At 51.5% G+C, this 25,384-nt stretch carries 28 protein-coding genes; 5 read left to right on the top strand and 23 right to left on the bottom strand.

Annotated elements, in window-relative coordinates:
- Positions 1-3: 3 nt before the first annotated feature.
- Positions 4-507 (bottom strand): molybdopterin-guanine dinucleotide biosynthesis protein B, encoded by a 504-nt coding sequence (gene mobB / locus ACZ481_RS14500; RefSeq protein ID WP_464766073.1) that lies wholly within the window; start codon positions 505-507, stop codon positions 4-6.
- Positions 508-677: 170 nt separating this feature from the next.
- On the opposite strand from mobB, the gene ACZ481_RS14505 reads away from it, so the two are divergent.
- Complete coding sequence (locus tag ACZ481_RS14505; protein ID WP_464766074.1) at positions 678-1,346, top strand: metal-dependent hydrolase; 669 nt, start codon at positions 678-680, stop codon at positions 1,344-1,346.
- A 128-nt stretch (positions 1,347-1,474) separates the two neighbouring features.
- Here the strand turns inward: ACZ481_RS14505 and ACZ481_RS14510 are convergent, their stop codons facing one another.
- The 3 genes from ACZ481_RS14510 to ACZ481_RS14520 form a co-directional block, all read right to left on the bottom strand.
- Positions 1,475-1,927 carry an N-acetyltransferase gene (locus ACZ481_RS14510; protein ID WP_464766075.1) on the bottom strand — a complete coding sequence of 151 codons (453 nt, stop codon included), beginning with the start codon at positions 1,925-1,927 and terminating at the stop codon, positions 1,475-1,477.
- A gap of 65 nt (positions 1,928-1,992) precedes the next feature.
- Entirely contained in the window at positions 1,993-2,628 is a 636-nt protein-coding gene (nth, locus tag ACZ481_RS14515; protein ID WP_464766076.1) for an endonuclease III, read from the bottom strand.
- 168 nt (positions 2,629-2,796) lie between these two features.
- Entirely contained in the window at positions 2,797-3,825 is a 1,029-nt protein-coding gene (locus tag ACZ481_RS14520) for a threonine aldolase family protein (RefSeq protein ID WP_464766077.1), read from the bottom strand.
- Positions 3,826-4,308: 483 nt separating this feature from the next.
- Here ACZ481_RS14520 and aroF point away from each other — a divergent pair, with 483 nt between their 5' ends.
- Positions 4,309-5,322, top strand: coding sequence for a 3-deoxy-7-phosphoheptulonate synthase (gene aroF, locus ACZ481_RS14525; RefSeq protein WP_464766078.1), 1,014 nt, complete (start codon positions 4,309-4,311; stop codon positions 5,320-5,322).
- A gap of 76 nt (positions 5,323-5,398) precedes the next feature.
- Here the strand turns inward: aroF and ACZ481_RS14530 are convergent, their stop codons facing one another.
- From ACZ481_RS14530 to ACZ481_RS14575, 10 genes are all read right to left on the bottom strand, one after another.
- The gene (locus tag ACZ481_RS14530) at positions 5,399-5,593 is read right to left on the bottom strand and encodes a YwbE family protein (protein ID WP_464766079.1); all 195 of its coding nucleotides are present in this window, start codon (positions 5,591-5,593) and stop codon (positions 5,399-5,401) included.
- A 115-nt stretch (positions 5,594-5,708) separates the two neighbouring features.
- Complete coding sequence (locus tag ACZ481_RS14535; protein ID WP_464766080.1) at positions 5,709-5,987, bottom strand: GIY-YIG nuclease family protein; 279 nt, start codon at positions 5,985-5,987, stop codon at positions 5,709-5,711.
- Positions 5,988-6,004: 17 nt separating this feature from the next.
- A complete protein-coding gene (locus ACZ481_RS14540; protein WP_464766081.1) occupies positions 6,005-6,553 on the bottom strand; it encodes a GDYXXLXY domain-containing protein in 549 nt (182 codons plus the stop codon).
- Positions 6,543-7,838 (bottom strand): DUF2157 domain-containing protein, encoded by a 1,296-nt coding sequence (locus ACZ481_RS14545; RefSeq protein ID WP_464766082.1) that lies wholly within the window; start codon positions 7,836-7,838, stop codon positions 6,543-6,545. The genes ACZ481_RS14540 and ACZ481_RS14545 overlap by 11 nt, the downstream gene beginning before the upstream one ends.
- A gap of 67 nt (positions 7,839-7,905) precedes the next feature.
- Entirely contained in the window at positions 7,906-10,077 is a 2,172-nt protein-coding gene (recQ, locus tag ACZ481_RS14550) for a DNA helicase RecQ (RefSeq protein ID WP_464766083.1), read from the bottom strand.
- A 23-nt stretch (positions 10,078-10,100) separates the two neighbouring features.
- Positions 10,101-10,436 carry an arsenate reductase family protein gene (locus tag ACZ481_RS14555; RefSeq protein WP_464766084.1) on the bottom strand — a complete coding sequence of 112 codons (336 nt, stop codon included), beginning with the start codon at positions 10,434-10,436 and terminating at the stop codon, positions 10,101-10,103.
- Between the two features lie 20 nt (positions 10,437-10,456).
- Positions 10,457-12,364, bottom strand: coding sequence for an ABC-F family ATP-binding cassette domain-containing protein (locus ACZ481_RS14560; RefSeq protein WP_464766085.1), 1,908 nt, complete (start codon positions 12,362-12,364; stop codon positions 10,457-10,459).
- A 135-nt stretch (positions 12,365-12,499) separates the two neighbouring features.
- Positions 12,500-12,646 carry a hypothetical protein gene (locus tag ACZ481_RS14565; protein ID WP_464766086.1) on the bottom strand — a complete coding sequence of 49 codons (147 nt, stop codon included), beginning with the start codon at positions 12,644-12,646 and terminating at the stop codon, positions 12,500-12,502.
- Positions 12,640-13,380, bottom strand: coding sequence for a transposase (locus ACZ481_RS14570; protein ID WP_464766087.1), 741 nt, complete (start codon positions 13,378-13,380; stop codon positions 12,640-12,642). Before ACZ481_RS14570 ends, ACZ481_RS14565 begins: the two co-directional genes overlap by 7 nt.
- A 15-nt stretch (positions 13,381-13,395) precedes the next feature.
- Positions 13,396-14,289 (bottom strand): ABC transporter transmembrane domain-containing protein, encoded by an 894-nt coding sequence (locus ACZ481_RS14575; RefSeq protein ID WP_464766088.1) that lies wholly within the window; start codon positions 14,287-14,289, stop codon positions 13,396-13,398.
- Positions 14,290-14,640: 351 nt separating this feature from the next.
- Here ACZ481_RS14575 and ACZ481_RS14580 point away from each other — a divergent pair, with 351 nt between their 5' ends.
- Positions 14,641-15,969: a DEAD/DEAH box helicase gene (locus ACZ481_RS14580; protein WP_464766089.1), complete on the top strand. Its 1,329-nt coding sequence runs from the start codon at positions 14,641-14,643 to the stop codon at positions 15,967-15,969.
- Here ACZ481_RS14580 and ACZ481_RS14585 read toward each other — a convergent pair whose 3' ends face one another.
- From ACZ481_RS14585 to ACZ481_RS14595, 3 genes are read right to left on the bottom strand one after another with little or no spacing between them, the layout of a single operon-like run.
- Positions 15,970-17,976: a DNA topoisomerase III gene (locus tag ACZ481_RS14585; protein ID WP_464766090.1), complete on the bottom strand. Its 2,007-nt coding sequence runs from the start codon at positions 17,974-17,976 to the stop codon at positions 15,970-15,972. It lies immediately after the preceding gene.
- Positions 17,977-18,024: 48 nt separating this feature from the next.
- Entirely contained in the window at positions 18,025-19,188 is a 1,164-nt protein-coding gene (locus ACZ481_RS14590) for a DEAD/DEAH box helicase (RefSeq protein ID WP_464766091.1), read from the bottom strand.
- Positions 19,189-19,214: 26 nt separating this feature from the next.
- A complete protein-coding gene (locus tag ACZ481_RS14595; RefSeq protein ID WP_464766092.1) occupies positions 19,215-20,000 on the bottom strand; it encodes an inositol monophosphatase family protein in 786 nt (261 codons plus the stop codon).
- Between the two features lie 123 nt (positions 20,001-20,123).
- Between ACZ481_RS14595 and ACZ481_RS14600 the strand changes: the two genes are divergently transcribed.
- A complete protein-coding gene (locus ACZ481_RS14600) occupies positions 20,124-20,441 on the top strand; it encodes a hypothetical protein (RefSeq protein ID WP_464766093.1) in 318 nt (105 codons plus the stop codon).
- Positions 20,442-20,515: 74 nt separating this feature from the next.
- Here the strand turns inward: ACZ481_RS14600 and ACZ481_RS14605 are convergent, their stop codons facing one another.
- The 4 genes from ACZ481_RS14605 to ACZ481_RS14620 all read right to left on the bottom strand — a co-directional run bounded on the left by ACZ481_RS14605 (position 20,516) and on the right by ACZ481_RS14620 (position 24,003).
- Positions 20,516-21,874 (bottom strand): DUF711 family protein, encoded by a 1,359-nt coding sequence (locus ACZ481_RS14605; protein ID WP_464766094.1) that lies wholly within the window; start codon positions 21,872-21,874, stop codon positions 20,516-20,518.
- A 17-nt stretch (positions 21,875-21,891) separates the two neighbouring features.
- On the bottom strand, positions 21,892-22,161 hold the full coding sequence (locus tag ACZ481_RS14610) for an ACT domain-containing protein (RefSeq protein WP_464766095.1): 270 nt from the start codon (positions 22,159-22,161) through the stop codon (positions 21,892-21,894).
- A gap of 147 nt (positions 22,162-22,308) precedes the next feature.
- Entirely contained in the window at positions 22,309-23,238 is a 930-nt protein-coding gene (locus ACZ481_RS14615) for an NAD(P)/FAD-dependent oxidoreductase (protein WP_464766096.1), read from the bottom strand.
- Between the two features lie 6 nt (positions 23,239-23,244).
- On the bottom strand, positions 23,245-24,003 hold the full coding sequence (locus ACZ481_RS14620) for a flavin reductase (protein ID WP_464766097.1): 759 nt from the start codon (positions 24,001-24,003) through the stop codon (positions 23,245-23,247).
- Between the two features lie 138 nt (positions 24,004-24,141).
- On the opposite strand from ACZ481_RS14620, the gene ACZ481_RS14625 reads away from it, so the two are divergent.
- Positions 24,142-24,351, top strand: a complete 210-nt coding sequence (locus tag ACZ481_RS14625; RefSeq protein WP_464766098.1) for a DUF896 domain-containing protein — start codon at positions 24,142-24,144, stop codon at positions 24,349-24,351.
- A 284-nt stretch (positions 24,352-24,635) separates the two neighbouring features.
- On the opposite strand, the gene ACZ481_RS14630 is transcribed toward ACZ481_RS14625, so the two are convergent.
- Both ACZ481_RS14630 and ACZ481_RS14635 read right to left on the bottom strand, forming a co-directional pair.
- On the bottom strand, positions 24,636-25,022 hold the full coding sequence (locus tag ACZ481_RS14630; RefSeq protein ID WP_464766099.1) for a DUF1540 domain-containing protein: 387 nt from the start codon (positions 25,020-25,022) through the stop codon (positions 24,636-24,638).
- Between the two features lie 57 nt (positions 25,023-25,079).
- Positions 25,080-25,313, bottom strand: coding sequence for a hypothetical protein (locus tag ACZ481_RS14635; RefSeq protein ID WP_464766100.1), 234 nt, complete (start codon positions 25,311-25,313; stop codon positions 25,080-25,082).
- Between the last annotated feature and the right edge of the window lie 71 nt (positions 25,314-25,384).

The following is a 25,384-nucleotide window of genomic DNA, read 5'->3' on the forward strand; positions in this document are numbered from 1 at the left end:
GCATCAGTCCTTTGCTATTTCTGAATTTAACACCCTTTGTTCCAGCAAAGCAGCCATGGCCTCCGGGTCGTCAAGCGGAAAATGCGGCACATTTTCATAAAGCACGGTATCACTCACAACAGCAAGCAGTTCCGGCCTGACACCGAGCGGCTGATTGCCGGCAGCCTGGCGATAGACCTCGATTTTCGGCTTGGACTCCTGCTTATAGCCTTCCGTAATAATGATATCAACATTATCTATAAAACCGGCTATCTGGTCAAGCGGCAGTTCCTGGTCCGTTTTCCTGATTATAGCCACTTTAGCCGGCGATACCAGGCATACAGTGTCTGCTCCTGCCTGCGTATGGCGCCAGGTATCCTTACCTGGCACATCAATCTCAAAATCATTGTGATGATGTTTAATAACCGCAACCCTGTGCCCCCGGTATTTAAGTTCACTGATTAACTTCTCCAGGTAAGTCGTTTTGCCGCTGTTGGACCGCCCTACCACAGATATTATCGGAATCATTATCTGACGCTCCTTTATCAACCGGACAATTGTCTTTATTTTTAGAATTCTCCATATTACGTAAATTCCCTGCTTTTGCAAACGGCAGAATGTTTTTTCTTTATTTTAGCAGGAATTTATTCAATAATCTTGGAAAAATAGTAACTATAATTATCAAGGAGGTGCAACCTTTGACTAACCTAACCTTTCATGGTCATGCCTGTTTTTCGCTGACCAACGGCAATACCTCATTACTGTTCGACCCGTTTTTGACCGGCAACCCGCTCACCACTACCAAACCCGAAGCTATTACCTGCAGCTATATCCTGGTGAGCCATGGCCACGGTGATCACCTGGGCGATACCATTCAGATTGCCAAACACACCGGGGCCACCGTTATCGCCACCGCTGAACTGGCTGCTCAGGTCGGAGAGCAGGATTGTGCCAATATCAGTATGCATCTGGGCGGCAAGCGCACCTTTGACTTCGGCTATGTCAGGGTTACCCCGGCCTTTCACGGCTCAGGTGTACCCGGCGGACATGCAGCCGGCTTTATCGTAAACTTTTTTGGCAAGACCGTATATTTCGCCGGTGACACCGCCCTGTTCGGCGACATGGCCCTGCTGGGCCGTCTGGAAACAATTGATTATGCCCTGCTGCCGATTGGTGATAACTACACAATGGGACCGGCAGACGCCTTTGAAGCAGTAAAACTGCTTACGCCCCGCACCGTTATCCCAATGCACTATAATACCTGGCCTGTCATTGCCCAATCGCCGGAAGCCTTCAAAACCAGGGTCGAGGCGGAATTGGCTATTCCGGTCACGATTATGGCCCCTGGCCACAGCATTGAGCTCTAAAGACAGCATAACTGACCCGGCCTTTGGCCAACAGCAGAAGCTGCTGTGGCCAAAGGCCGGAAAAATTACTGCCTGTGCGAAAAAGCAAGCGGCTGTGTCAATCGCGCCGACAACACACCCGCTTGCTTTTATAGTTCTTTAACCATGGCAATCTCATCGCAATTGGGAAATTTAGGACAGTTAATGCACTCTTTCCACATTTTATGCGGTACGCTTTCTTTGGGTACTTCTTTAAAACCCAGTCTGGCAAAAAATCCCGGCTGGTAAGTTAAGGCAAACAGGGTTTTTACCCCCAGCGCCCGGGCCTCCTCTGTCAGCCTGTTAACAATTTCACGGCCGACACCGGTTTTGGTCTTGGCGGGATGTACTGCCAAGGCCCGGATTTCACCAAGCTCATCCCACACCAGATGCAGGGCGGCTACGCCGACGACTTTGCCGTCCTCTTCCGCCAATATAAATTCCCGCAGCCCTTCGTACAGGGTATTGCGGGCCCGGGCCAGCATCAGCCCCTGCTCGGCATAGTCATTAATCAGCTTTAGAATAGCTTCCACATCACTAAATTTTGCTTTACGAAAAATCATGCTTCATCCCCCAGTAGTACTACGTATCATTATACATTTAAAATAATATTTATACAATATCTTAATTATTGCACGCGGCTGCTCGGGCATAAATCACGGAGGGGACAGATATGGCACAGCGGCTTAGCGGCCTTGCAAACCTTGCGTCCATGCCAAATCAGCCAATGATGGGCATCGCTCCACTGTTCCCGGGGAATGGCCCGCATCAGCCCTTGCTCTACAGCCAGCGGCGTGTCACCGCTGGCCAGCTTCAGACGGTTCGACACCCGGAAGACGTGAGTATCGACAGCAATTGCCGGGATACCGAACAACTGGCTTAACAAAACATTAGCCGTTTTGCGTCCAACCCCCGGCAATTGCACAAGGTCAGCAAAATTTCCCGGTACCTGGCCGCCATGGTCCCGGCATAATTTCTCACAGGCGGCCAGAATATTTTTCGCTTTGCTCCGGAACAGGCCGCAATCACGGATTTCCTGTTCAAGCCCGGCCTGGCCGAGGGCCAGGATTTTTTCCGGCGTATTGTAGCGGGGAAACATCCGGGCCGTGATAATGTTGACCCTGGCATCTGTGCACTGGGCTGACAAAATAACCGCAATCATAAGTTCAAAAGGGGTCGAATAGGTCAGCGCCGTTGTCGTGTCTTTATATGACTGCTCTAATCGTTCCAGCATTGTTTTTTTTATTGCTTTAGTAATGCGCATAACCGCAGCCTCCCGTTTCCTGTAAGATAATTAAAACTATTGTATCCTATTATAATTGCAACGTCGAACTTTGTCTTTATCCGGAATAATAAATTTTGTATTCTTAACAGAAATATCCAAAAAAATACCACCATCTACACCGGAGCCTTTAGATGGTGGCAGGAAGCATCATTTAATAATTTTCCGTATAGCCTGAGCAGCATAATCCACATCGTCGGCAGTGATGCCCCAATGAGTAATCATGCGGCAGGTGTAAGGCCCAATCGGTTTCACTTTTATGTGCTGCCGCAGCAACGCTTCGGTAACAAAGGCGGCATCTTTTCCTGTCGGCTCAAAATCAATTTGGACAATATTGGTTTTAACTTGTTTAACATCGACCAGCCGCTCGTCAATAGCAGCCAGGGCATGAGCCAGCCGGCAGGCGTTAGCATGATCCTCAGGCAGCCGCGCCCGCATGGTTTCCAGGGCAATGATACCGGCAGCCGCCATATGCCCGGCCTGGCGCAGGCCGCCGCCAAGCCGTTGTTTAATCCAGCGGGCCTTCTCAATAAACGCCCGGCTGCCGACCAGCAGCGAGCCAAACGGGGCTGCCAGTCCCTTAGTCAGGCAAAACTGCAGCGCATCCACATCTTTCGCCAGTTCGTGCACATCACAGGCTAGCGCCGCAGCGGCGTTAAAAATGCGCGCCCCGTCAAGATATACGGCCAGACCATGATTACGGGCCAACTCGGCCAGCTCGGCCTGGTACGCCGGTGACAGCGGGTAGCCCCGGTTTAAATCATAAGTATTCTCAAGACATAATACCCGGCTGACCGGCGATTGAACGCCCCGGGGCCTGATGGCCTTTTTAATATCGCCAGCGGCAAAACGCCCCTCCTGACTGGGTACAGGCCGGGCCTGAATACCGGATAAAGCGGCTAAAGCGCCGGCCTCCAGATTGTACATATGGGTCTCAGTGCCTAAAATAATCTCATCACCCAGCTGGGTCAGCGCCATAATGGCAATCTGATTGGCCATTGTCCCGGAAACAGTCAGCAAGGCGGCCTCTTTGCCAAATATCGCCGCACTCAGGTCCTCAAGCTTTTTAACCGTAGGGTCCTCTCCCAGTATATCATCACCAACCACAGCTTCCATCATCGCTTGCCGCATTGCCGGGGTTGCCTGCGTAACCGTATCGCTCCTAAAATCCTTGAACATATTATCGCCTCCTAAAGCATGACCCTTAGTGTAGTTAAAACAAATATGTAAACTTTACCCTCAAGTATATAAGCAACCGCAACCTGTGTCAATTCTTTTTAAACCTGCTCCCATCCCGTTGCACAATACAACTATATTATATTTTTGTTATATAATTTACAGTTAGCTAAATTAAATTTAAAATTTTCAATACCACTTGACACACGATTCTTATTTGTTATAATAAATTCATGATCAAAGTAACCTGACAGGGTGGTTTTTACAATGTCAACCTCTCATCAAGCATATACAACCGTATACTTTTTCTTTTTTGCTTGGGCCAGCTTTTTTGGCGCAGGCTTATTTACTGTTAATAACTTAATAACTGCTTTACCTGCGAGTCCTTAAGAAAATACAAATAAACGAATGTATAACAAACCTAAGGCTCAATTGAGACTTAGGTTTTTATTTTTATATACTATATAGGTACAGGAGGCGTTTTCATTGGTTATTGTGTTAAATTCTACATCAACACCCGAGCAAATTGAAAAACTAAAACAGGAGCTGGAAAACTTTGGCTGCAGTGTTTGGCCCACATATGGTAAATTTCAGACCATACTGGGAATCGTCGGCGATACGGGCAAACTGGATCGCGACTATTTATTAAGCAAGCCTTTTGTGGAGAAAGTGCTCTCCGTACAGGAGCCATACAAAAAAGCCAATCGCACTTTCCACCCGGAAAACACGGTCATTACTGTCGGTAACCAAACCATCGGCGGCAACCAGGTGGCGGTTATCGCCGGCCCCTGTTCGGTGGAAAGTCCTGAGCAAATTGTGTCGATAGCCCGGCAAGTCAAGTCTGCCGGGGCCGGGTTCCTGCGGGGCGGCGCCTTTAAACCCCGGTCGTCACCCTATAGCTTTCAAGGCCTGCAGCAGGAAGGCCTGGCACTGTTAAAGCAGGCAAGACAGGTCTCAGGCCTGCCGGTGGTTACCGAAATCATGTCCATAAAGCAATTGGAAACCCATCATGAAGACATTGACATGATTCAAATCGGGGCCCGCAATATGCAAAACTTTGACCTGCTAAAGGCGGCCGGTCAGATTGATAAGCCGATCCTGCTCAAACGGGGACAAAGCGCGACAATTGAAGAACTCTTAATGGCTGCCGAATACATCATGGCCGGCGGCAATGAAAAGGTAGTTCTGTGCGAGCGCGGAATACGCACCTTCGAGACTTACACCCGCAATACCCTCGACCTTAGCGCCGTACTGGCCATCAAACGGCTTAGCCATCTGCCGGTAATTGTCGATCCCAGCCATGCCGCCGGCCTCTGGTGGATGGTGGAATCACTGTCCAAAGCCGCCGTGGCCGTAGGCGCCGACGGCTTAATCATCGAAGTTCACCAGGACCCCAGCAATGCCAGGTGCGATGGGCAGCAATCCATAAAACCCGAACGCTTCGCCTCCCTCATGGAATCGCTGCGGGAAATTGCGCGCATCGACAATCGCACTCTTTAACCACCAGGCTAATGCAAAAAACCGTCCCCGTGAGTCCGACTCACGGGGACGGTTTGCTTGCGTCCTTTTTTCGCTGTTATGGCAGGACTTCCTGCACTCTGCCGACAATGCCGTCAGTCAGCCGGACTTTGATGCCGCGGTGATGAACGGCACTGCTTGTTAGAATGTCTTTGACAATGCCTTCGGTCAACTGGCCGGTCCGCTGATGCGGTTTCTGGATAATCTTCACCCTGGCACCGGGAGTAATATTTTTACGTTGTGTTCCGTCCATAATCTGCTCCTATCCGGCCTGTCGCTTACCCTGTTGCGCCCAGGCCTTGCTTATTAATAAAAAGAAACAGCCGTCACAGCAGGGCCGGCTACTGACTGTTCCCTTAGGATACGGTTTACCCGGCGTCTGGCGCCATAACCCCGTCCGGCCCGGTAAAACCGGCAACAAGCATTTCTTTCGCCTTGCGGCTCATGTGTTTTATCGCCCATTCCCGTTTCCGGGCCAGGCTTTCATTGGGCTGGAGCTCGTAATAAATCAAGGCGACAGGCCGGCGGCTGCGGGTATAGCGGGCACCGGTGCCGGCATTGTGAGCCGTCATTCTGGCGGCCAGATTCGTTGTCCAGCCTGTGTAGAAAGTGCCGTCGGCACATTGCACAATATATGTATATGCCATTATCCACCCAATAATCCTTACTGCGATTGCCGCAAAAATTCCTCCAGGGTTTGTTCACCAATATATAATTGTTCAACAACGCCATAACCATCCTTGATCCGGACAGCCGCAATCCCTGTTTTACCGGCACTTTCCCGGTAGGCGTTTTCCGCCGCCGGCGCCAGTTTTTCCGGCAGGTAATAGCGGGTAAACGGCAGATTCACATAGGCGGTTCCCGGTCCCTTGGCATAGGCCCTGACCTTGATATAGTCGCCCTGCTCCGGCCGGTTAACGCTAACCCCGCTGATATACGCCTGTCCTGCGGCATTTTCAGCAATGCTGGCATATACCTGCCGCCCCCCAATCAGGTTGTCCCCGCCCCTAATCGGACCGCTGTCCTCTTTAAACCGCAGGTCGATATAGCGCCCCTTAAAGGCGTCAGCCGGGTCCACCGGTGCGGTTTGCCAGTAAAACCGGCGCCCGGTCTGCAAAATATCCTCCCAGCGCCAGGCCATATAGAGGGGAGCCGCAGCCTGCAATATAGCGACCCCGATGAATAACCACAGCAGCAGCCGTTTATTTTTCATTTTGCCACCCCGCTTTGCGGCGTACTAACACCACATTGGCAGCAAGGAAGCCGATGCCGAGTAAAACAAAGCTCACGCCGCGCACGACAAAGCTGACATCAATATCGAAAAACCGGGCCACAATCAATGCCGCCAGCATGAGCATCCCCAGATTTACAATGCCAAGATGAACTTCTCTCACACCCTGGGCGATAAGGCTGATGCTCAGACCCAGCATGTAAACATTCAACACGAGCGTGGCGCCTAAACCACTAGGATCATAAAACTGAATCAAATAGGCCAGGCCGACAACCCAGGGCAGCGCCGCGAACTTCCCGGCCTCCCGGTTGCGGTTCTTAATAAGCCTAACAGTGCCGGCCGCCACCAGTACGAGCAGCACAGCGGCAATAATCCAGGCTGCCGGCAGGACCGCTTTCCAGGCTAACGCCATATTCCGCCAGACTTCATTAAAGGTCAGAATAAAGGTTAACCCGACGCTCCCGGCCAGGCCCACCGCGGTAAACGGCAGGCGCCGGCCCTGATCGCGACTGATGAACCATAACTCGCCGGTCAGGTAGGTTGCGCCAAACAAGGCGCTAAAAACAAGGAATCCCAGCCCGGCCAGATAGTCGGAGAAAGCTACGGTAAAGCAAATATAGAAACAAACCGTTAATACCCACCAGGAAATAGCGGTCGTATTGGCATAACGGTTGTGCTTAAGCAAGCCCCAGTAATGAGGCAGCGCGCCGGCCAGCAGCCCCCAGACCCATTGTTTGCTCAGGCCATAATGGCTCCCGGCCCAGAAGGTGATGCCGACGGTATAGAGGATGGCCACACTGGCTGAATTCAGCAAATACATGACAGGCAGCGACAGCAGCATCCAGGTCAGCAGAAAGGCATCGGTGTCTTCCACCAGATGATAGGTCTGCCCGACTAAGGCCATGGCGGCGCCAACCATCAGCATCAGCAGGGTAGCGGCGCCCTCCCGCCAGGCCGTGCTGTCCCGCTTAAACCAGAGCACGCCGCCTGCCAGCACCTGGGCGGCGACCAGCAGGCTGAGGGACACTGCCAGACGGTTCAGCTTGGTTAACTGAGCCCAGTTGTGGGCCAGAATCAGGATGATGCCAAGGCCGACCAGCAGCGCACCGATCACCCCGAAGATGACGAGGAAAGTCCTGGTCCCGGTATTACCGTCAACAGGACCATAATATTTTCTTATCTGTTCAGCGCTTTCCGCCGGAATAATGCCTTTGTCCACAAGTTCCGGCAGTTGCTGATAAAGCCACTCTACCGCTTTTTTATTCATTAAGCCCAACGCTCCTGCTAACAATTACTTATTCTATTCTCTTACTCTTGCCGGATAATATTCCTCTCTAAGCCCCGGCAGCGCCAAAGTGTTTGCATAATACGGCCTTAATGGCCGCATAGCTCACAGCATCAGGCAAGGCGTCCTTAAACGGCTTTAACTGCTTGCCGCCGACCTCTTTGATCTTGGCAATAATTAATTCTTCATACTGAGCGGGGATCAGCCTGTCCCAATCCACCGGCTGCCCTTCCTGCGCACACCGGACCAGATGGTTTTGCACAGTATTGACCGTCAGATCCCGTTCCCTGGCGATTTCCTCCAGCCCGGCCCCCTGCCGGTACAAGGCCAGGGTGATGATGTGACTGGGGTCGGCCTCCGTTTTGCCCGGGCTCTTGGCAGCAGTTTCCGGCCGCTTTGTTGCCGGCTTCCTGTCCGCAGCCGGTGTGGTGCTGCCGGCTGCGGCGCCGGTTTCCAGCAGATACCGGGTAATAACCGCCAAAAATTCCTGGCCGTATTTCTGCAGCTTTAATTCCCCCACGCCCTTGATCTGCCGCAGGGCCGTAAGATCGACGGGGCGGTGCTGGCTCATCTCCCGCAAAGTTGTATCGGCAAACACCACGAACGGCGGTACCCCTTCCCGCTCGGACAGCCGCTTCCGGCACACGCGCAGCAGCTCGAACAAGCGGTCGTCGGCAACCAGCGGCTGCCGCTCGGCAAAGATTTTTTGCCATACCCGCGCTTCACTTCTCAGGACCGCCATGGCCGCCGGTTCCAGCTTTACCACCGGATACTCGCTTTCTGTCAGACGCAGGTAGCCTGTGGCCACCAGCCGCTGCACCAGTGACTTTATATCAGGCAGGGTACGCTCAGCCATCAGGCCATAAGTCGGCAGCCGGTCCAGTCCCAGCTGCTGGACTTTTTTATTTTTTGAGCCTTTCAGCACCTCGGCAATCACTGCAATCCCGAAGCGCTCCCGCAGGCGGTAAACGCAGGAAAAAACTTTCTGCGCATCAACCGTAATATCCACCTGCTCCCCGTCGGCGGTGCAGTTGCCGCAGCGGCCGCAGCCTGCGTCTGCCGCCGGTTCGCCGAAATAGCTCAATATATATTGCCGCAGGCAGTCAGGCGTATGGCAATAATCCACCATCTCCTGCAGTTTTTTCAACTCATGCTGTTTGCGTTCCGGGTGCTCTACCGACTTGTCAATCAGAAACCGCTGCAAAAGCGGGTCCTGCGGCCCGAACAGCAGGATGCATTCCCCCGGTTCACCGTCCCGGCCGCTGCGGCCGGCTTCCTGATAGTAGGACTCCATATTTTTCGGCATATTATAGTGGACGACATAGCGGACATTGGATTTGTCAATACCCATGCCAAAAGCATTGGTCGCAACCATCACCCGGATGTCGTCATAGAGGAACCGTTCCTGCTGGGCCATGCGTTCCTCATCACTCAGCCCGGCATGATACCGGCCGGCGGCATAGCCTTTTTTCCGCAGCAGTTCATATAAGGAGTCAACCTCTTTGCGGGTAGCGGCATAAATAATCCCTGACTGGCCGGCGTTGGCTTTAATATACTGGAGCACAAACTGCTGTTTGTTTTCGCCCCGCAGGACCGTAAAGGACAGATTCGGCCGGTCGAACCCGGTTATATGAACCTGCGGCCACTGTAAGGCCAGCAGGCTCACAATATCGGTCTTAACCTCAGGGGTAGCGGTGGCGGTAAACGCACCAATAACCGGCCGGCTGGGCAGACCGGCAATAAAGGCGCTGACGTTCCGGTAGCTTGGCCGGAAGTCATGGCCCCACTGAGAAACACAGTGGGCTTCGTCGATTGCCAGCATGCTGATTTTGACTTCGCCCACTGCCGCCTGGAACCAGTCGGCAGTCAGACGTTCAGGCGCCACATAAACCAGTTTGTACCGGCCGGCCCGCATCTGCTGCAAACGCCGTCCGGCCTCGGAGCCTGTCAGCGAACTGTTGATAAAGGTAGCCGGTACGCCCTGTTCGGTTAACGCATCCACCTGGTCTTTCATCAGCGAGATAAGCGGCGAAACCACGATGGTAATCCCTGGCAGCAGCATGGCCGGAATTTGAAAACACAGTGATTTTCCCGCCCCGGTAGGCATAATCGCGACCGTATCCTTGGCATTGAGCAGACTGGCAATAACTTTTGCCTGCCCTGGCCGGAATTCATCATACCCGTAATATTTTTTCAGCACTTTGCGCGCCATTTCCAGCATAATTCTAATCTCCCATTTTTAAATTAGCTCCAGCTTGCCCAAACCTCCGGGCAATAGCCGACTGTGGCCCTGGGGCCGTTCCGGACTACCGGGGTTTTTAACAGCAGCGGATAATTCAGCAGCTGTTCTTCCACATTATGCACCAGATACTTCAGATTGCGTTTTTCGTATTCCTTGCCGGTCTTATCAATCAGGTTGTCGAGCCCGCCGACAGCCACCCTTACTTTTTCCAGTTCGCCTTTGCTCAGGCCGCGCACTGTTAGGTCAACAAACTGAAAGGCAATTTTCCGCTCCTTGAAATAACGCTCTGCTTTCCTGGTGTCCTGGCACTTTTTTGTGCCGAAAATCTGTATGTTCATCGCCAATTCCCGTAACCCCTTTATTTGTTGTTACATGCTTCCACAAGCTCATTAAGATAGGTCCAGCGGTCAAGCAGCTCATCAAGCTTCGCTTCCAGGGCCTGCTGCCGGCCGGTAAGCTCTTGCAGCAGGACAAAATCGCAGCCGGCGGTATTAATCCCCTCCGCCACCTGGACCAGTTCCTGTTCAACCCCGGCAATCACCGCATCAATCTGTTCATATTCCCGCTGCTCTTTAAAAGACAGTTTCTGCGGCCGTTCTTTCGGCTTGTCCACAGCTGCCGGCCGCTTATCGGCAACCGGACCGGCCTTAGCGGCAGCTGCGGCTGCGACCGCACTGATTCTGGCCTGATAGTCCGAATAATTCCCGGGATACTGGATAATCCGGCCCTGCCCGGCAAAGGCGAATATTTTATCAGCAATCCGGTCAAGGAAATACCGGTCATGGGATACCACGATCACTGCCCCGGGAAAGTCGTCAAGATAATCCTCCAAAATCGTTAAGGTCTGAATATCCAGATCATTGGTCGGTTCGTCCAATAGCAAAACATTAGGTGCACTCATCAATACCCGCAGCAGAAATAAGCGGCGTTTCTCCCCGCCTGATAACTTGGCAATCGGCGTCCACTGGAGAGCGGGGGGAAACAAAAACCGTTCCAGGAGTTGAGCGGCGCTAATGGTTCCACCATCGGCCGCAGGCAAAAAATGGGCTTCCTCTTTAATATATTCAATAACCCGCAGAGCCTGGTTCATCTCGCTGCTTTCCTGGGAGAAATAGCCGAGCTTCACTGTCTGGCCTACCGTCACGCTGCCTTCGTCAGGGGTCAGGGTGCCGGCAATCATATTCAGCAAGGTTGATTTGCCGCTGCCGTTAGGCCCGACGATTCCAACCCGGTCGTCCTTAAGCACAATATAGTTAAAATCAGTGATTAGCTGCCTGCCCCCAAAGCCATGGCTGATATGCTCCAGTTCAACCGTCTTGCGCCCCAGCCGGGTGGCGCCGGCAATTATCTCAATCTGGCCGTTGGCGGCCTCCGGGGCCTGGGCGCTAAGCTCCTCGAATCTTTCAATTCTGGCCTTTTGCTTGGTGCTGCGGGCCTGGGCCCCGCGCCGGATCCAGGCCAGCTCATTTCTTAAGATATTCTGGCGTTTGCGTTCACTGGCTTCCTGCTGTTCCTCCCGCTCAGCCTTAGCCTCCAGAAACCGGCTGTAGTTGCCGGTATAGGTATACAGCCGGCCTTTATCGAGCTCAATGATCCGGTTGGTAACCCGGTCGAGAAAATACCGGTCATGAGTAATCATCAGCAGGGCGCCCTTGCGTTTATAGAGAAACTGCTCCAGCCAGGCCACCGTATCGTTATCGATATGGTTGGTCGGTTCATCCAGAATGAGCAAATCAGCCGGATTAATGAGCGCGCTCGCTAGTGCCACCCGCTTGCGCTGGCCGCCGGACAGGGTGCCCACCGGTGCGGTAAAATCAGCAATGCCCAGCTTAGTAAGAATGATTTTGGCATCGCTCTCCAGCTGCCAGGCATTGTGATTATCCATCTGCTGGGTCAGGGCAATCAGCTGCTGTTGGCGTGCCCTGTCCTCAGGGTGCTGCTGGACTGCGATCAGGGCCTGCTCATAGGCTCTTAGCACCTGCATCACCGGTGACAGCCCTTTAAACACCTGCTCCAACACCGTGGCCGTAGCATCAAACTCGGGATTCTGCGGTAAATATTCAATCCGGACACTGATGCCGGCAACGATCTTGCCGGCATCAGCCTGCTCGACCCCGGCCAGGACCTGTAAAAAGGTCGATTTGCCTGTGCCGTTAACCCCGATCAGGCCGATTTTATCCCCGTCGTCAATGCCAAAGGTAATCCCGCCGAATAAGACTTTCTCACCATAGGCTTTGGACAGGTCTTCGATTGATAGTAAGTTCATAGTGCATTCCTTTTATTTCGTTTTCTTTATTTTAACATAGAAGTCCTTTTAATGAACAGGCCATGTTCTCTAAAAGGACTTCAAAAGGAACGTTCTATTTTCCTGTTTGCGGCTTTTGCCGGCCGCCGCTTCCGCTCAAATCGCAGGCTCTTTTTCGATAAAAGCAGCATTTTTATACTTAGCCAGAATACCTTTTGCCTGTTTGATTTTTGGCCTCTGATTCACGGTTTTACTATGATCATCCAGAATATTGACAAGGGGACGTTCCTTTTTTATCAACATTTTGCCACTATCCCCCGTGATATTCCGGTTGCCCGCTCAATTTGACGAATTGACAATCCGGCTGCCTTAAACTGCTTGATTACAGCATTCCGCTCGGGCTTGGACCACGACACAATTTCGTGCGGTTCTCGCCCCTTAGTTACTTGCAAGATCTTTTGGCGAACTTGCTTGTCACTCAAACTGGTTTGACCTGATACTTCAAATGCCTCATCACCCAAAACCCGGTGAAGCTCCAACCATTCATTTTTCCCTATCATACGCAGAGAAAATTCTGTATTGACCCAATCACTACCGTGTAGGTATTCCCAATAGCTGCTAAATGCATAATCTTCCAGATTTTCTACCAGATTTACTTTTAGCGGATTTTGATGAATATAACGGATAAGTGGAATAAAGTACTCATCGACCTTAACCGGCACACTTTTATAACGACTGGCAATCAACGCCCCGCTGCGCTGGTATTTTTGATTGAAATACATGGCGTATTTAGTTAATATTCTTTTCATAATCATCGAAATATCGCCTGGTTCTTGTTCTTTCATCAGCAGATGTACATGATTGCTCATCAGACAATATGCGTGGATTTCAAAGTTCATAGTTTTTTTCAATGTTTTTAACGCCTGAAGCAGATACTGAAAATCAGCATCTTCCTCAAATAGGTGCTGATGGTTGATTCCCCGGAATATCACATGGTAAAACCCCGTTTCACTCAGTTGCCTTGCTTGTCTGCTCATCGTTATCCCCTCCATCTACAGTATATTATAAAGTTGACAAAAAAGGAACGTCCCCGTCGACTTCGTCAAAAATAAATCCAGAACGACGGTAAGGGCCGAGCCGGTGATAAATTGCCGGATATTCTCCAGTTCCCGTACCCGGGCCACCGTGTCGCCAACCCGGCGGACCTCGAAATATTTTAGCGGCAGGGCCAGCAGATGATGAAATAATTTAGCGCCTAAGATTACATCCACCCGGCTGGTGGTATGAGAAAATAGATAAGACCGTAAAATACCCATGACGGCTTCAAAACCGCCGATTAGAAACAGGCCTAAGGCTAAAATGTCTAATGTGGACACACCTTTATGAATCAGTACTTTGTCAATAATAACCTGCGAAAAGATTGGGCTGATCAGGCCAAAGGCCTGGATAAAAAATGAAAATACCAGTACTTCACCAAAAAAACGCTTGTATTTTACTACTACAGGAATAAACCAACTGAGATTAAACTGCTGACTAATATCCGATAAGCTGAATTTGCGGGCCAGGAGAATTAGTTCTCCGCTCCAGGTGGCGGCAAATGCGCTGTGGTCTAAGGCCAACGGTTTCTCCTGCGCGGGGTCAAAAACGAGGACTTTCCTGGCATCGGCTTTCACAAGGACGACATATTGACAATTGTTTAACAGGGCCAGGGCCGGTAACGGCAGAATGGCAAGTTTGTCAGCTGTGGATAGGGTTTGCTTCGCTTTAAGGTTTAGATGCTTAGCAATTCGCAGCAGGGTGAGCGTGTCGGTGGCCATGCCTTCGGACAAATTAAAAGCCCGCCGCAGCTGTTGTTGGTCAGCAGGCACACCCAGCAGTCTGGTAACCATAACAAGTGAGGTTAAACCACTATCTTGTCGCGAAAAATTTGATGCTGCAGCTTCCATATTGATGATGCGATCAATACCTCCTTTTTTACACAATTATTCCATGGTCTTCCATATTTGACATCATTTTTTATTTTCCTGTCACATTACAGAAATATTTTAATTTTATTTATTTTATTATTTTTATTTAACAAACAGACGTATATTATCCAAAATACTCCAGATAATATACGTCTAATTTACTAAGTCTGTATTCCCACAATAAAGGGGAAATTAGGTAATAATTTTTAAAAAAACTCTTTACTTTTATGGAAAATAGTAGTATATTTAATTTTTACTCACGCATAGCCGCTCGCCGGCTTGCACAAACTGAACTACCGGCATATTTCAGAAAAAGAAAGGTGTTCTCTGATGTCGACAAATTTTTCTGCCTTAGGCATTCGCCCTGAACTGACTCAGTTTTTACAACAAGCCGGTATCACCCGGCCAACCCCGGTGCAGGTACAGGCCATCCCGGTACTGCTGGCCGGCAGGGATATCATTGCCCAGGCCCAGACCGGTACTGGCAAAACCCTGGCCTTTTTGCTGCCGATTCTGGAGAAGCTGCGGGCAACCGCGCCGCATGTCCAGGCCCTGATTATTACGCCCACCCGCGAACTGACGCTGCAAATCACGGCCGAAGCCAAAAAAATCGCTGCGGTTCTTGATATTAACGTACTATCTGTATACGGCGGCCAGGATGTGGCTGAACAAATCCGCAAACTGCGCGGCCAGCCGCACTTGGTCATCGGCACACCGGGGCGGCTGCTGGACCACGCCCGGCGCAAAACGCTGGTGCTGGCGGGGGTGACAAAGCTGGTGCTCGACGAGGCCGACCAAATGCTCCATATGGGCTTTTTGGAGGAGGTGGAAGAGGTTATCCAGCTAACTTCACCGAAACGGCAAACCATGCTGTTCTCGGCCACCATGCCGCCCAAAGTCCGGGCCCTGGCGGCAAGGTACATGACGAAACCGGCCGATATCCACATTCAGACGCAAAATGTAACCTTAGATGAGATTAAGCAGATTATTATTGAGCTGCCCGAAGCAGACAAGCTTGACAAGCTCTGCCGCCTGATTGATGAATCCCAGCCCTATCTGGCCATTGTCTTCTGCCATACCAAAGACCGGGCCAAAGCCGTGAATACGGCGCTGATCCAGCGCGGCTACAAAGCCGATGAGCTGCACGGCGACTTGTCCCAGGCCAAGCGCACCCAGGTGCTGAGACGCTTCAGTGCTGCCAAGCTGCAGATTTTAGTCGCCACCGATATTGCCGCCCGCGGCCTGGATATCGAAGGTGTGACCCATGTATTCAGCTATGATATCCCCCATGACCCGGAGAGCTATATTCACCGGATCGGCCGCACCGGCCGGGCCGGCGAGACCGGGACTGCCGTTACTTTTGTCGCCCCCGGGGAACAGCAGTATCTGCGGCTGATTGAGCAGGGAATTAAATCCTCGCTGGAAAAATTTAAAGCCAACGGTCAGAAAGTAGTAAAACCGGCCCGCTCCGGCGGCAATAAGGCTGTGTTCAAAAAAACCGCCCCCAAAACGGCGCCGGCCAAGAAAGAGGATGAGAAAAAACCGGTAAGCCATGGCGGCAACAATCTCCGCAGCCGCCGCAAGCCGAAGCCGGCAGCCGCCACAGATGGCAAAAAATATAACAGCAAGCGGACGAAAACCAGCAGGGGCAAGGCCTAATCAGCCTTGCCCCTGTTCTTTTGCCGGAGGCAGTGCCGGCTTGTTATTGGCATCATCATAGGATGCCCGGCAGGCCGGGTAACGGGAACAGCCCCAAAACTTGCCATGTTTGCCGTTTCTGGCCTGCAGTACCCCCCGGCGGCAGCGTGGGCAGGGATAATCCCCCTTTAGGGGGATCGCCGCCCTTTTGGCTTTTGTGCACAGACTGGCGGCAAAATGGGCCTGCTGCCCCAGAAAACTGTCCAGACTGGCATTGCCGGCCGCCATCTGGTGCAGGATATCCTCCCACAAGGCGGTAAAGTCCGGATAGGTGATCTCTTCCGGCAGGATATCGACAAGCAGATAGGCCGATTCAGTAGGCTTGAGATACTTTTTCTTGGTTTCCTCCCGCAAAAATCCCCGTTCGATCAGCTCCTTGATTATTGTGGCCCGGGTAGCCTCTGTGCCGATGCCGGCCACATCCTTGAGCTGTTTTTTCAGGTCAGGATTTTTTACATATTTATGGATCTCTTTCATCGCTGCCAATAAGGTTGCTGCGGTAAACCGCGCCGGCGGCTTGGTCGACTTTTTGTCAGCCGACGCCTTGACAAATAAGGGCTGATCGCCTTTAACCATGGCCGGCAGCGCGCCGCTGTCCTCTTCCTTTTTCTCCTCGGCCTCGGCCCCGTACAGCTCCTTCCAGCCCAGTTCCCGGACAACCCGGCCGCTGGCGGTGAAGCGTTCGCAGGCATAGTCCAGCTCAGCCCGGGTCTGGTCGTAGACATGGACCGGATAAAACTGGGCCAGATAGGCCTGGGCAATCAGAAAGTAGATGTTGCGCTCCGGTTCGCTCAGGGCCGCAAAGTTACAACGCTCTACCGTAGGGATAATCGCGTGGTGGGCGGTGATTTTCTTGTCATTCCAGGCCCGGCTTTTCGTCAGCGGCTCAGCCTTGCCGGCCCAGCCTGCCAGCTCCGCATGAGCAAGGCCGCTTAGGTTTTTCAGAATTGGCCCGGCGTCCTCCTTCTGGGACTCCGGCAAAAACTCGCAGTCCGAACGGGGATAGGTTGTCAGTTTCTTTTCATAGAGCTTCTGCGCCGTATCCAGCACCAACTGCGGATCATAGCCGAATTTTTTACCGGCCATAACCTGCAGGGTCGACAAAGCCAGCGGCAGGCGCTGGGGTTCCTTTTTTTCCGTTGTTTCGCACAAGCTGACAGCCGCAGGTTCTGTAGCGGCCTGCAAGGTTTCCAGCAAGGCCCGGGCAATGGCTTTGTCCGCCAGCCGTCCTTCCGCATCAAGCCCCGGCTGCTGCGCCTGCGGCTTCCAGTACGCGGTAAAGACGATATCATCATGGACAAAATCGGCTTTCACTGTAAAATAATCGGCCGGTTTAAACGCTTCAATCTCACGCTCCCGCCGGACAACCAGCGCCAGCGTGGGGGTCTTGACCCGTCCCACCGGCAGTGTCGTCCGGTGCCCGGCCTGCTGGGCCGCCAGGGTATAGGCCCGGGATAAGTTCATGCCAATCAGCCAGTCGGCCCGCGACCTGGCCAGGGCCGATTGCTTCAGGTTATAAAAATCCTGGTTGTCACGCAGGCTGTTGATCGCTTTTTTAATGCTCTGCTCATCCAGGGCATTTAAAAGAAGCCGGTGCACCGGCTTCTGATTATTTACGTAATCAAGGACTTCATCGATCAGCAGCTGACCTTCCCGGTCAGGGTCACCGGCATGAACGATCTCGCTCGCCTGCTCAATCAGCGTTTTGATGATTTCAAACTGCTTTTTGCAGGAATCAGCCACAAGCAGCTTCCAGCTTTGGGGAATAATCGGCAAATCCTCGGCTCGCCATTTTTCATATTTAGTGTCATATTCGTCAGGCTCGGCCTGGCGCAGAATATGTCCATAGCCCCAGGTAATAAGGCCGCCGCCGGTATTGATATAGCCGTCCTTGCGGCTTACCGGCCCTGGCAGACATTTGGCGATTTCGGCGGCCATGCTCGGTTTTTCTGCAATATATAATCTCAAAGTCACACCTCAACGATTATCAAACTGGTTTAAAAAAGAAGGCCTTGGTTATTTAGGCCGGCGGCCATTCCTCTTATCAAAGACTTTACCGTGAGCCACGTATTTAGGCAGCATGCTTATATGTAAGACTTTCTCATAGTCATCAATCAGCGCTGCCTCCCGCGGTGTGGCAATGGCGACAGACACACCGCGGGCACCGGCCCGGCCGGTTCGTCCGGCCCGGTGCAGGTAGACCTGCGGGTCTTCCGGCAAATCCAGGTGAACGACATACTCAACCCCGGGAATATCAAGCCCCCGGGCCGCCAAATCGGAGGCTACCAGCAGTTGCAGCTTACCTCGCCGGAAACCTTCCAGGGCTTTTTTCCGGTCTTCTTTAAGAAATTTCCCATGAATCCCGGCGGCAGTTAAGCCGTGGTAGTTAAGTTTATCGACAGTTAGCGCCACATCATCACTGCGATTGATGAATACCAGGGCCTGCTCAATCTGCAGGCTGCTCACTATTTTGCGCAGCACCTCAAATTTATCCCGCCGGTCTGACACAAAATAAATATGCTGTATAGCAGGCATATCGGCAGGCTTATCCGGCGCTGACAGGATTACAGCCGGGCTGTGCATCAGCTCCTGTATTTGGCTCAGGGCCGCCGGCGGTATTGTCGCCGAAAAAGCCAGCAGCTGCCGGTCTTTTTGCGTAGTCTTAATAACGGCTTTGCTGGTGTCCGCGTTTTTATCATCAAGCAGCCGGTCTGCTTCGTCAAGAATAATTGTTTTGACTGTCTGGGCGTTGATCTTCTTTTTTTTGATCAACTCCAGGATTCGCCCGCCCGAACCGGTAATAATATGCGGTTTTTCTTTAAGTTTATCAATTTGCCGCATAATATTGACATCGCCGATAATCGGGGCCGCAGTTACCGGCAGACCTGAATTGGTTACCAGCAATTCGATCTGGCGCTGGATCTGAATTGCCAATTCGTGGGTAGGGGCAAGGATTAACGCCTGCGTCTCGCGCCTGGCCGGCTCGATTTTCTGCAGGAGCGGCAGCAGGTACGCCAGTGTTTTGCCTGTGCCTGTCGGCGACTGGCCGATAATATCCTTACCGGCCAGCGCTGCCGGGATAACTTCAGACTGGATGGCCGTCGGAACAGAGATACCGGCAGCGGTTATCCCGGCGGTCAGCGGCGGGATCAGCCCTAATTGTTCAAAGTTGGTCGTCATAATCGTGTATATTCAACCTCCAGCTATTACAGCGTTCTTATCTCGTGATAAATTTGCTCCACAATGGTATTATTGCCAGCAATGATGGAAACCTTCCGGTCTTGTCGGAACGGCATGACAGTACCGCCGGCTTCCTCCACCAGCAAAATTCCGGCTGCCGCATCCCAGGGGGAGAGATTTAGTTCCCAGTAACCGTCAAAGCGTCCGCAGGCTACGCTGGCTAAATCGTAGGCAGCTGAGCCAAATCTCCGCAGTGCTCGCGTTTTTGGCAATAACCTGGTAAAATAGTCTATATTATTGGCTGGATGCTCGGCCACATCATAGGGAAAACCTGTGGCCACCACGCTGTCCAGCAAGCAGGTTTTGGCCGAGACACGAATAGGCTGGTCATTTAAGAATGCCCCCTGCCCTTGCACCGCATAATATAATTCAGCAAGGACAGGCGCGTAAACCAGGCCAAGAATCGTTTGCCCGCGGCAGGCAAGGGCAATGGAAACTGAAAATATCGGCAATCCCTGGGCATAGTTTGTTGTACCGTCCAGTGGGTCAATAATCCATAGATAGTCTGACTGCGCCGCCGACCGTCCGGACTCTTCCGCCAGTATGGCGTGGGCCGGATAATACGCTTTGATAAATGCAAGAATCTTTTCTTCTGATTTTTTGTCAATTTCAGTGACGATATCTATCGCGGTTGATTTTGCAGCCAGGGCCAGCTTGGCGCTCCCCAGGTTTTCCTGTTGGAATTTGCCTATTTCGATAACAAGCTGTTTAAGCCTGTCAATAACGCCGAATAGATCAATTGCCTGATCCATAGCGATCACCCCATGTAAGTATATCTTTTTAACGGTTCTCAGACTTAATTCAACGTTAGAGGGCTCAAACCCTTTAATATGGCAAAAGTAGCCATGCAAATTAGAAGCGGGAGATGATACGTAATGAGCAATGAAACGATTATAACCTTTTACGCAGCGCTGGGATTTGAAGAAACAGAGATTGACGATGGCCTGCTTGTGCCGGGCATAGAGCTTACCCCGGCGGGAAATTATGCCTTAATTACCGACGACGAGGGAACTGTGCCGAAGAGCTTGAACCAGGGAATTATCTTTGCTTACTATACCGCGGAGGATTCCTATCTCTGGAGCGCCAGCTTCAAAAGCTCGGCTGCATTTAAAGAGCTCTGGACCGGCGTCCAGACAAACGAGGCCAGGCTTGATGCCATTAGGCAACACCGGGAAGCAAACGAAACCTTCTGACATACCAGCTCACAAAAAGGCGGGACTGCTCTCTTAAAGAAGCAATCCCGCCTTTTTAATCCTGACAGAAAGTTTTAGTTGGTCAGACTGCGGATCGGGGCCGGAATCCTCCCACCCCGGGCAATAAAATCATCGGATTTGAACTTGCTGACAGGAATAATCGGGCAATATCCGAGGAGGCCGCCAAATTCAACCGTATCGCCTACCGATTTGCCTGGTACCGGGATAATCCGCACGGCGGTTGTTTTATTATTTATCATGCCAATCGCTGCCTCATCGGCAATTATGGCTGAAATGGTAGCAGCCGAGGTATCGCCGGGTACGGCAATCATGTCCAGGCCAACTGAGCACACGCAGGTCATCGCTTCCAGTTTTTCCAAAGTCAGGCTGCCGCGCTCAACTGCAGCAATCATGCCGGCGTCTTCGCTTACCGGGATAAAAGCCCCGCTCAGACCGCCAACATGGGAGGAGGCCATCAGACCGCCTTTTTTAACGGCATCGTTTAACAGTGCCAGGGCCGCCGTGGTTCCCGGCGCCCCGCAGCTTTCGATGCCCATTTCCTCCAGGATATGGGCCACGCTGTCGCCAACCGCCGGTGTCGGCGCCAGCGACAAATCAATAATGCCGAAAGGATGGCCTAACCGCCGGGCTGCTTCCTGCGCTACCAGCTGGCCAACACGGGTAATCTTAAAGGCAGTGCGTTTAATCGTTTCCGCTACGGTGCTGAAATCCCGTCCCCGCACATCCTCGAGAGCCCGTTTGACGACACCCGGACCGCTTACACCGACATGGATTGTCGTCTCCGGTTCGCCCACCCCGTGGAAGGCGCCGGCCATAAAGGGATTGTCCTCAGGCACATTGGCGAACACCACCAGTTTGGCACAGCCTAAGGCATCTTTGTCTTTGGTCAGTTCGGCCGTACGCTTGATAATCTCGCCCATTTCCCGGACACAGTCCATATTAATCCCGGCTTTGGTGGAGCCCAGATTGACCGAGGAACAGACCCGTTCCGTCACCGCCAGCGCTTCAGGGATAGAGCGGATCAGGATATGATCCCCTTTAGTGAAGCCTTTTTCCACAAGCGCCGAAAAACCGCCGATAAAATTCACGCCGACCTCTTTGGCGGCGGCATCCAGTGCCTGCGCCACCGGCACATAGCTGTCGGCCCGGCAGCTCTCGGCCGCAATAGCAATCGGGGTTACCGAAATACGTTTATTGATAATCGGAATCCCATATTCAGCCTCTATATCCTCACCGGTTTTCACCAGTTTTTCCGCGGTGCGGGTTACCTTGTCATAAATATTGCGGCAAAGGACCTTGCTGTCGGGGTCACCGCAGTCGCGCAGGCTGATGCCCATAGTGATTGTCCGGATATCAAGCTTGTTCTCATCGATCATGCGATTGGTTTCATGGATATCCTGTAATGTGAACATTGTTGTTGTCCTCCTGCCTATATCCGGTGCATGCTGCGAAATATATCTTCATGCTGTACTTTAATATCAAGCCCCATGGCAGCTCCCTTGGCGCCAAGCAATTGGCCCAGCTCTTTCAGGCTGATAATGGACTGGGTCATATCCACCAGCATCACCATATTAAAAAAGCCCTCAAGGATATTCTGATTGATATTAAGGATATTCACATTATTCTCAGCCAAAATGTTGCTGACCATGGCAATAATGCCTACTCTGTCCTGCCCGACAATTGTTATGACAGTTTTCATGTTCTCACACTCCAATAAATTATTGTATTATGCCTGGATCGTATGATAATATTATACTCGTTTTCCCGGAAAAGCCAAGTAAATGTAAAGAAAAAACACCGGCCGCACGCGGCAGGTGTCAGTTTGTGCATGCAAAATATTACTTTGCTAATCTGCTTTACGTTTATGCAGCAGGTATTCATAAGCAACCAGCGCCGCTTTCGCACCGTCACCGGCGGCAATAACAATTTGCTTGTCAGGGCCGTTATTGACATCACCGGCGGCAAACAAGCCCGGAATATTGGTGCGTGTACGGCAGTCGGCTATCACTTCCCGGTCTTCATTAAAATGCAGCAGCCCTGCACAATATTCCGAGTTAGGCATTAAGCCGATCTCCACGAATACCCCCTGTACTTCAAGTTCGATTTCATTACTGTCGCCATTTTTTACAACAACCAGCTTTTCCACAGCCTGCGAGCCTTGAATAGCCTTAGTGGTATAACCGATAAGCTCAGTAACCGGTTGCTGCAAGGCTTTCAGTTTTTCAATAATGACCGGGTCAGCCTTATAACTGTCCTTTAAGGAGATGAGGTATACCTTGGCCGCCACCTTGCTGATCTCGATCGCCGCCTGCAGGGCCGAGTTGCCGCCGCCAATGACGGCTACCACCTTACCGGCAAACAGAGGGCCGTCACAGGTTGCGCAATAGCTGACACCCCGGCCGGTGAATTCGATTTCTCCGGGCACTTCCAGCCGGCGCGGCCGCTTGCCGGAAGCCACGATAACGGTTTCCGCCTGGTATTCGCCGCCATCGCTGGTGACGGTAAAGCTGCCGTCAGGCAAAACGGCAAGGGCTGTAACTTCCTCATATTTTATTTCAATGGGAAATTTTTTCACCTGCTCATCAAACTTCGCCATCAGCTCCGGGCCGGTAACAAACTGATAGCCCATGTAATTCTCAATATCCATCGTCCACATTGGCTGTCCGCCAAACTCTTTCATCACCATCAAGGCCTTCATCTGCTTGCGTGCTGCATACACGGCCGCGGTCATTCCCGCCGGCCCGCCGCCAATAATGATCAGCTCATACAAAGCCATCACCCTTTAACGTTTACTTCTCCTGTATAAACTATATGTAAGTGCCTCGGCATTTGCTACCGTTCTGCCTGCGGTAACATCAGCAATAAATAAAGTGTGACTGCCTACATCAACTGTTTTATCCGGTAATATCTTCGCTTCCACATAGGCGAGGCAATTGGTAAGGATCGGACAGCCGTTTTGGCCGGCAATATAGTCGACACCGGCGAATTTATCGGTGTCACGGCCCGATTTATAGCCAAAACGATGAACCGCGTCGGTTTGATCGCTGCTCAGCATGGATACGGCAAACAAACCGCTTGCCATGACATACTCATGGGTAAGATTGTTTTTATTAAGGCAAATAGAGATGCGCAGCGGCTTGCTGGTCACCTGAAACACCGTATTGCAGCATTGGCCGTTGAACTTATTATCCTTGATTGAAGTAACGATATACAGACCATAGCTTATTTTGTCCAGGGCCGAATTGGCAGTTTCCTGACTGGCATCCGCCACCGCCGCTCTTGTTAACTGCACAGTCTCGTCCAGCAGCAAAACAAACAGCTCCGCCCCCACACCGCAAAGGGGACATTTGTCCGGCGGCTGATCGCCCTCATGCACATAATCACAGACCGTACATTTCCAGCGTTTTACCGCTACCGGCGGCTTAGCGGCCTCCTGCTCAATAGCGAAATCCTCAGGTCCTACACCGCAAATCGGGCATTCGGCCGGGGGCTGATCGCCTTCATGGATGTAACCGCATACATTACAGCGCCACTTCTTCATATATTCTCACCTTTCTTACCAAAATCGTCATAACATTCCTGTAATTGCTATTTTCCGCCATGCTTGCACATTTGTCAATAATTTGCTAGTATTTTTATACAGGTAAGTACAATAAGAAGAAAAAGCGAGGTGCCGCTGATGATAACGCCTGCAGTTATTGCCAGAATTAATGAACTAGCTAAAAAAAGCCGTGAAAACGGCCTTACCGACAGTGAACGCACAGAACAGGCAGATCTCCGCCGCCGTTACATTGACCATATAAAAGACCAGGTCAAAGCCCAGCTTGATTGTGTCAAAGTGGTGGACCATGACGATCATTGTCAGTGCGGCTGCCATAGCCGGCACTGAAGTGCTAGTACTTCATCTCCCTCAAAACCGAGGATATTTTGCGCATCTTTTCCCGCACTGCTGCGTTGTCGTCGCCTTACATATGTCCGATATACGCGGCCCGTGCAAGTAATAAGAGACCCATCACCTACCGGTCTTATTAAAGCAGATTTTACTGAATCAGTTAGCGTCCTCCGCCTTACATTGCGAAAAAATCTACGCAAACTATTCCATCGGTTTTAAGAAGAGGAAGTACTAGAACAAATAAGCCGCTAACCATGTTAGCGGCTTATTTCACCCGTTAATTATTCTGCAGGCTGAAATGTCTCACAGTCGGTATCGGCAGTTGTAGAAGCATTGAGACCAGTTACATGAATTTGTTCCGCATTGCAATAGTTGCCATCATTCCAGTATTTACAGTTATTTACAAAACATTCTACTGCCGGAGTGATTTGCGTTCCTTCCAAAAAAGCGGCCGACAGGGAGCCGCCGATATTGGCATTGTGGAAGGCACCAAGCATATCGCCCATTGTTTTGCGGTGATGGAAGGCTTTACACAGGGTATCCCGCGACTTCTGCGAAGTGCCTTCCGCTTCGTTGTTATACACGCTTATTTTTGCCGCCATACACTGATCACCAGGCATATAGTGGGTACATTGATCAACAGTACACTTTACCACTGGATTGGACATAACAGCTCACTCCTTTACTTTTTGATATTATCTGTCGATTTCCCGGCTTTTATCCCTTTACATATTGACAAGGGCCAGGGTTATCCGGATATCATAACCACAGGCCGGACAATACAAAAGATGGATACACCGGCCTTCGGAATGAAACGGCAATGCTGCTGTTTCGCCGTAGGGACTGTACGGGCCAAGGTAGTTGTTCACTGAACCGCCGTCAGCCAGAAGCTGACCACAAACAGGACATTTTTTATTAATTGGCAGCAGCCCGTTGCAGAGCGGGCAAACAGAGTCCATAGCTTAACACCTCGCCTAACCTTCAGCATTAGTTTGTTCAGCCGGCCGGAAATTTAGCAAAAAAAAATCAG

The sequence above is a fragment of the Sporomusa intestinalis genome, from assembly GCF_055383785.1.